The sequence below is a fragment of the Coxiella endosymbiont of Ornithodoros maritimus genome, from assembly GCF_907164965.1.
GTDB lineage: Bacteria > Pseudomonadota > Gammaproteobacteria > Coxiellales > Coxiellaceae > Coxiella.
In genome coordinates this window covers 1-7,608 of record NZ_CAJRAM010000072.1, presented here as the reverse complement: position 1 = coordinate 7,608, position 7,608 = coordinate 1, and the positions used below count along the sequence as shown (strand labels likewise).

Sequence of the window (7,608 nt, the reverse complement as noted above, 5' to 3'; positions counted from 1 at the left end):
TTGCTTCAATTAAAACAAACCTTTCCATTAATTCCGCCTGCCCAGAAGATAAATTCATCGCTTTCCTTCGTGTACGGAGTCCTGCAGAAAATTTCTAAGTAAATTTAATAATAATTTAACACATCCGTAGTAAAATTTTATTACTAAGTGAATTATTAAAAATTAAAGAGGTATTTATGAGTCGAAATGTATATGAGCTGCCTAGGGTAGGATTCTTCAGCAAGATTTTTGGCTCATTCTGTTGTTGTGGTTCTAATGAGGAGGCCAGCCAACCTCTCAATGAAAATCAGAAAAGTTATAATGATTCGCAAATGAATTCGAATGAGGACACTTTCCCAGCTTTTTGGGGTAGCTAAGTACGATCGTTCTGTTTGGAGTGATAATAGTGTAATTGATGAATACAATAATGGGTATTGGAGTTTTGATGGAAAGTAACGAAAAGACATTCAAAATAAAAATATGCAGCCTCACCCTAAATGCATTAACGCAAAGATCAGCAATGCAATGGCGATGAGGATTTCGAAGATGATAAATGGTTTTCCACCGATGACCTCGTAACCGACAGCGATTTTTTTCACGTAACGGCCGCTCCACACCATTAATGCAGGCAACAAGGTAAGTAAAATGACACATAAAACGCCGGCGTAATTTAAACTTGCAATGAAAACGCCTGGATAGAACAGAATGACTAAAAGCGGTGGGGCTAGGGTTAATGCAACCAATAACCAGCGGCCACTTTTTTCTTTTTTAATTTTCAAACCATCCGCCATAAAATCCGATAAGCACAAAGAAACCCCAAGAAAAGAAGTCGCGATACAAATAGAAGTAAAAAAGTGGATTAATCCTTTCACAAGGTCGCCATTTACGTGAGCAGATAAAGTATTACTCAATTTACTCACGGCGTCGGTGGAAGTAGCCATGTGAATTAAACCATTAGCTCCATAGCTTCCGAGCGTTCCGTTGACAACAAAAGTCCACAATAAATATAAAATCAAGGGAATCAGGTTGCCGATGGCAATCGTTAATCGCAAAACATTGACTTGGCTTTTCAAATAACTTCGCAAAGTAGGTACAATAATGGCGTAACCGAATGAAGTGATGATCACCATGACGGCACCGGATAAGAGCGCTAAATGGCCGCCGGAAAGTTTGCCTACATCGATGTGCGGCGAAATAAATAAGACCAGTAAAAAATAAACTGCTAATTTCGTTGACATCAAACCGCGGTTGACCAAATCCACGGCGCGCACCCCATAAATCAAAACCGCTCCTAAAGTCACAATGAATAAAATCGAATCCAGCCACGTCGGTGTGGGGATATTAATCAATGACAACAAATTGTGAATTAAATCAGTCCCGCCAGAGATGTAGGCAGCTAATAGCGTATATAACAACAATAAATAGCTGATCCAGGTGATTAACTGACCCGCCTTGCCCAGCGTTATTCGCGCCATTGAAATGAGATTCGTATTTTCCGGCAGCCATAAATTAGCTTCTAAAATGTAAAAAGCGGCTAACGCCGTGATTAGCCAAGCACAAAAAAATAATAAAATGGAGTGATAATAACCACCGGCAGCGATTGCGATGGGCAAAGCCAACATGCCTCCCCCAACCGACGTGCCGATAATTAATAAAATAGCGCCAAAAACTTTTCCGCAAGTCGTTCCAGCTTTCGGGGATTGAACCTCATTGACGAGTGAAACGTCTTGAGATTCATCGAAGAGGATATTTGAGGGTTCCATAAATCACCTAAATTTTAATATCTCACAAAACTAATGCTTAAACACCTGAAGACCTTGTAATATCATTAAAGCTTGATATAGCTGATAATCGGTTTTCGCCAATTGCAGTTGGGTTTGTGATAAATTTTTCTCTTCTTCGGTCGTTCCGGGATTTGCCTTAGCGGAAGGAACGCCGTCATTGGGCAAATGATTTTGGAAATCAGCTTCATCCAATGTTAACTGTGATTTAGGAGGCGTAATACTGAATTCCGGAACCGAAACATTCGGTATAATGCCTTCGGCCTGAATTTCGCGGCCTGCTGGGGTGTAATACAAGGCGGTCGTTAGTTTAATCGCGTCATTTTCCCCAATGGGTAAAACGGTTTGGACCGACCCTTTCCCAAAGCTGGGCGTTCCCATGATAATAGCGCGTTTGTAATCCTGAAGAGCGCCAGCCACAATTTCTGAAGCAGAGGCCGATCCGCCGTTGATCAGTACAACCATCGGTGTGTGGGGAATGAGATCGCCAGCCGTAGCTTTAATTTGAATATCGGCGCCCGGAACGCGTCCTTTTGTATAAACGATGAGGTCGTTATAGCGGTGCATCTTACTCGCATCAAGGAAACTGTCTGCCACTTGGGCACTGACATCGAGTAGGCCACCGGGATTATTACGCAGATCAAGGACTAAAGCTTTCAAAAGGCCTTGTGATTCTTTTTTCAATTTATCAATCGCATCACGCAACTGGTTTTCCACTGGCCCTTGGAAGAAAGTGACTCGGACATAACCGTAACCGGGTTCTAAAGTTTTGCTTTTTACACTAAGCAAATGAATGGGTTCACGTTGAATCGAAAAAATTAAAGGCTTATTCGCACTTTTTCGTAAAACCGTTAACTTGACGGTGGTCTGTTTTTTGCCTTTAATTCGGTTCACCGCTTCCGGAAGACTCATGTTTTGAACTAATTGGTCGTCAATTTTAACAATATAATCGTTGGGTTGGATGCCTGCGCGTGCGGCGGGGGAATCTTCCAGCGGGCTAATGACTTTTAAAAGACCCCCTTTGGAGAGGGTGAGCTCGATGCCAACGCCCACAAACTCTCCAGAGACGGTGGTTTTCAATTCTTTCAAGTCGTTGTTGTCGAGATAGCTGGAGTGGGGGTCGAGGTTGGCTATCATGCCGCTAATTGCGCTGTCGAGTAATTTTTTATTACTCACATTTTTAATGTAATACTGATGGACCAATGCAATGGCCGTCACAAAACGTTCGACGTCTTTTCTGGAGAGCTTATCGCTTTTGTCTTCCGCCGGAGTGGAAATCAGCATTTTTAGTAAAAAAGGAGAAGAAAAAGCGAACACCGTGGTGAATCCCGGACTGATGAAGGCAGCAAGCGCGATAGCTATAATCTTTCTTTTTAGGCTCATTGATTCTCTCCTCTATGACACCACAGGGTTGGATTTAGCGGCTTAACATTATGACGAATAGCAAAATAAAGCGCTGGGCTTTTCGTAACCGCCGCTTTGACCAACTGTAGCGACCAAATCACCCTTCTGGACCATGTCACCGGGTTTTTTATACAAATTATGATTTCGACCGTATAGTGTCATATAAGCATGTCCATGGTTGATAATCAATAACAAACCATAGCCGGGGAACCACTTTGCAAAAACGACTTTGTCACTAGCAACTGCATAAACAGGCTGATCCTCCGCCGCTCTTATCAAAATGCCATCCCATTTTAATTCACTCTGGTCAATAGGGATTCCAAAATAAGGCAAAACGGAGCCTTCGGTGGGCCAGCTTAATTTGCCTTTTAAAGCGGCAAAATCTTGCTTCATGATGGCTTTGATCTGATGTTGTTTTTGAAGATTTTGAAGAATGTGCGTTTGGGCCTGAATTGAAGTTTGATTTTGGCGCAAGCGGGCAAGCGTAGATTGTAAATTGTGAATAGCAGATAGCTGATCTTTACTGAGATAATGATAATACATAAGAAGATGGTTGGCGCGCTGTGCATCGTTTTGGCTCAGAATGAGCTTGAGATAAGGCTCTCGACCATTATATCTAAGCAGCTCGAAGATAGTCGGCAAGTTCGGCGCGTTCTGTTACAGGTTTGGCTTGATAAGTGGTTTGATCGTGATGTAACTTTTCAAGGAGTTGCGATTCTTTTTTTAGAGTGGCTTCGCTTTTTTGTAATTGAAGTCGTGTACGTCCTGAAGCAATTTTTGCAGTTTTTAATCTTTTCAAAAAAATCTTCGTTTGTTTTTTCTTTTGAGAGTATCGCTTTTAGGGTTTCAATTTTGTGATTAATTTGTTTGAGGTCGGTGGGAGTGGCGGCAAATGCTTCGGGTAGAATCATCATTGAAACCGTCATTCCATCATTCGTCCTCCCGCGGCTTGTCTACGGAATCCAAGAAATATCCGAGTGCGACGTTTCTCTGGGTCCCACAGACAAGCCGCGGGAGGACGAGCCGTGCAGAAATTGGAATACGAATGAGAAGACAATCCATGCGATGGAAAATAATAATAAAACACGCAAAATCCTTTGCATAAGTTACTTCAGCGTAATCAAGATACGCCCTGTCATTTCCCTTGGTTTTTTAAGGCCCATCAGGTAAAGCAGTGTAGGGGCCACGTCGTCCAATGCACCCACTTCTTTACAAAACTCGGCCTCCCTCCCTACGTAAATTAATGGTACCAAATTACTCGTGTGGGCTGTATGGGGCTGGTTAGTTTTTTCATCAAACATTTTTTCGGCGTTGCCGTGATCAGCGGTGATTAACGCTTCCCCGCCAACGGATTGAAGGGCAGTAATTATCCGTTTTAGACAATCATCAATCACCTGAATGGCTTCTCTCGTGGCCGTTTCATTGCCCGTGTGTCCAACCATATCAGGATTGGCAAAATTACAAACGATAAAGTCGTAATCATCGTTTTCAATGATTTCCACTAATTTATTAGTCATCTCAACCGCACTCATTTCAGGTTGAAGATCATAAGTAGCTACCCTCGGGGAGGGGATTAACAGTCGATCTTCGCCGCTAAAAGGGACTTCTTGTCCGCCGTTTAGAAAATAAGTGACATGGGCGTATTTTTCAGTTTCAGCAATGCGCAACTGACGATAGCCCCTCGCTGATAAATATTCACCCAAGGTATTGGGTAATTCCAATGGCGGGAAAGCCACGGCTGCATTGATGTCTTTAGCATAAGCAGTTAACGTGACGAACGCTGAAAGTTTGGGCCTTACTTGACGATTAAACGCCGTAAAGTGAGCACCCCAAAATGCGTAGGTGAGTTGCCGTGCACGGTCAACGCGAAAATTCATAAAAACAACGACATCATCATCTTCTATAATAACAGGCGTTTCGTTATTGCGGTGGATGGTGGTGGGGCTCACGAATTCATCGGTGTTACCTTGTTCATAAGCAAGCATCAAACCTTCTTTTGCCGTGGGTACATGAAGTTGAGCGACGCCTCGCGTTAATAAATCATACGCTTTTTTAGTTCTGTCCCAGCGTTTATCGCGATCCATGGCATAATAACGTCCAATGAGAGAAGCTATTTTTCCGTTGCCGTAAGCATGAAATTGACTTGTGATTTTTTCGATTGAAAGTAAAGCCGATTTTGGTGGTGTGTCGCGGCCATCGAGAATAGCGTGTAAATAAATTTTTTTAATACCGCGGCGATAAGCGAGTTCAAGCAGGGCAGCAATCTGATTATCTCGGCTGTGAACGCCGCCGGGGGAAAGCAAACCGAGAATATGAACGGCTTTGTTGAGTACTTTGGCTTTTTCAAGCGCTTCAATCATAACGGGATTTTCATAGAATTCTCCGGTGGAGATCGCCGCATCAATCCGTGTTAAATCCTGAGGCACTTTACGCCCCCCGCCAATATGGAGATGGCCTACTTCTGAATTTCCCATCTGCCCATCTGGTAATCCCACCGCCTTGCCGGAGGCTTCCAATAGTGTGTGAGGATAATGGCGAAATAGTTTATCTAATGTCGGTGTGTTGGCTTTTTTGATGGCATTATGCGTGATTTCATCACTTTCACCAAAGCCGTCGAGGATAATCAGCACCATGGGTTTTGGGTTTTGGTTATCGGTTTGTGTCATCGGGAAATCTTAAATTAGAATAGCTAAAAAAGATTATCATTCTATAGGGAATAGAAGCTTATTTCGAGAGTCCGATCTTAAGATTTATTTAAGTCGCCTACCTTATACTGCTTGTACCATTTTAACCATTTAGTTGAAAAATCGGAGCACAAATGCGATTCAATAGTGCTGCTAAGGCGGATCAGCACACGAGTAAAGGGAAGTCGTTTTATTTAAAAAGCTTATCTTCGAGAGATTATTTTCAGTTTGAAAAGAAATTAGAGGCGCAATTGAAGCGGGATTCGGAGTAGGATCGAAAAAAATGGAACTCAGATTGCAGGATAGCTTTGGTAAAGAACGAGTTTTACGTAATATTAGTCATTCCTATACGGCTAATCTTCAAAAAGGCAGGAGAATGGCATTGTTTGATTTTTTCCAGCGGTGCGAACAAATATTCTTTGGGTCCCAATCGTTCCATTGTTAGCATGCATGCAAATGAGAACTTATTGACAGCCGCGTTGTATGAAGGGATCGAAGATGAGTCGCATGATTTTTTCTTAAAGCCAACGTCGGATAACTCTATTGCTATTTTGAATCAGCAGGAAAAATATTCCAATATTTGTATATTCAATACGTTAGATGCTTCTTTCGATTTCGATCATTTTAAAAAGCGTTTTTTCACTCTCGCCCATACAATCGCGCTGTCTTATGACGAGCTGTCTGTGTTGTGTTGCCTGCAAAGTTCAAGAATTTCTTTTTCAGAGTTAACCATGTTGCGCCGATTATTACCTCGCCTATCCAGTGATATAAATGTTCGATTTTATCAAAATCTCAAAAACCAATTACCCAAAATTACTAAACTAATTAATGATTAATAGTTGTCAGAAGTTAGAGTGCAAACCGATAAAGCTTATGCATTAGAAAGTAACTTGTTATTGCCCGTTGATCAAAGAGCTTTAATTAAGGATTGGGCGTCGAAAAAAGCAGCGTATTGAAACATTATTTGTTAGCAATTCCGAATCATTAATTGCCTACGATAACGAAAACATCATTGTAAATAGTCCAATAGCGTATGGTTCTTATGAAGATGCCTATGAGAGTTTAGGCCAATAATTTCAAACGAATAAAGCGGAAGAAAAAAACCCGCCAATGAAATTTCCTGCTTGGAAATAGATTTGGATGATGAAGAAAAAATTGACAGTGATGAGGATTTTTTTGAGCCCGAAGAGAAATCCGTCTCCGAATCTATCAAAAAAATTGCTGATAAGATCAGAGAGCCCGATGCAGCGCAATTAATTACTTTTTATAAGTTACTTAAACTAAACGAAGATCAAGCGAAACCTAAACGGTGCGTTGGTAACGAATCATTGCCAAGGTTTTTTCGTCGCTCTTCCTCGCTCGGCGAAACTAAAAATAAAAAAATAGTTTAGCAAAGAGAGTGATTAATTTGCTTCGAGAAGCTTCTGAATTTACCTCTAACCTAGCATTGGTATATGCCGGCCTCACGATTTAAATCGGCCAACATGGGTTGGCTGGATGAATCACGCAAGGTTGATGCTTATCAGGCTATCGGCTTCACCGAGCCACCGCATGAATTAGCCTCATCAACCTCAGGTTTTACCTTAACGTCCTTAACATCACATTGCCGCGTTTACTAATCCGCGACAAGACCTCCTTATTCTCACTCGCGTGTTGTGGAGGAACTAACCCAATAAACACCAACAACTTGCCAGAAACAGATGAAATTGATGAATGTCCCTCCCCGTTCGCATAAACCGGCAGCGCCGTTAAATCCCCCC

The 7,608-nt window shown here is 42.0% G+C and carries 6 protein-coding genes and 3 pseudogenes; 3 read left to right on the top strand and 6 right to left on the bottom strand.

Annotation, left to right across the window (positions count from 1 at the left end; translation table 11 throughout):
- Positions 1-126: 126 nt before the first annotated feature.
- The 5 genes and pseudogenes from OWO34_RS06945 to gpmI form a co-directional block, all read right to left on the bottom strand.
- Positions 127-283 (bottom strand): annotated as a pseudogene (locus OWO34_RS06945) (hypothetical protein); the annotation flags it as partial.
- A gap of 184 nt (positions 284-467) precedes the next feature.
- Positions 468-1,742 carry an amino acid permease gene (locus tag OWO34_RS06940; protein ID WP_267257018.1) on the bottom strand — a complete coding sequence of 425 codons (1,275 nt, stop codon included), beginning with the start codon at positions 1,740-1,742 and terminating at the stop codon, positions 468-470.
- A 30-nt stretch (positions 1,743-1,772) separates the two neighbouring features.
- Positions 1,773-3,143: a S41 family peptidase gene (locus OWO34_RS06935; RefSeq protein WP_267257017.1), complete on the bottom strand. Its 1,371-nt coding sequence runs from the start codon at positions 3,141-3,143 to the stop codon at positions 1,773-1,775.
- Positions 3,140-4,267, bottom strand: a pseudogene (locus tag OWO34_RS06930) (murein hydrolase activator EnvC family protein). Before OWO34_RS06930 ends, OWO34_RS06935 begins: the two are co-directional and overlap by 4 nt.
- 3 nt (positions 4,268-4,270) lie before the next feature.
- A complete protein-coding gene (gpmI, locus tag OWO34_RS06925; protein WP_267257016.1) occupies positions 4,271-5,830 on the bottom strand; it encodes a 2,3-bisphosphoglycerate-independent phosphoglycerate mutase in 1,560 nt (519 codons plus the stop codon).
- A gap of 152 nt (positions 5,831-5,982) precedes the next feature.
- Between gpmI and OWO34_RS06920 the strand changes: the two genes are divergently transcribed.
- From OWO34_RS06920 to OWO34_RS06910, 3 genes are all read left to right on the top strand, one after another.
- Positions 5,983-6,120 carry a hypothetical protein gene (locus OWO34_RS06920; RefSeq protein WP_267257015.1) on the top strand — a complete coding sequence of 46 codons (138 nt, stop codon included), beginning with the start codon at positions 5,983-5,985 and terminating at the stop codon, positions 6,118-6,120.
- 174 nt (positions 6,121-6,294) lie between these two features.
- On the top strand, positions 6,295-6,684 hold the full coding sequence (locus tag OWO34_RS06915; RefSeq protein WP_267257014.1) for a hypothetical protein: 390 nt from the start codon (positions 6,295-6,297) through the stop codon (positions 6,682-6,684).
- 288 nt (positions 6,685-6,972) lie between these two features.
- Positions 6,973-7,239, top strand: a complete 267-nt coding sequence (locus tag OWO34_RS06910) for a hypothetical protein (protein ID WP_267257013.1) — start codon at positions 6,973-6,975, stop codon at positions 7,237-7,239.
- 193 nt (positions 7,240-7,432) lie between these two features.
- On the opposite strand, the pseudogene OWO34_RS06900 reads toward OWO34_RS06910, so the two are convergent.
- Positions 7,433-7,608, bottom strand: a pseudogene (locus OWO34_RS06900) (transposase); the annotation flags it as partial.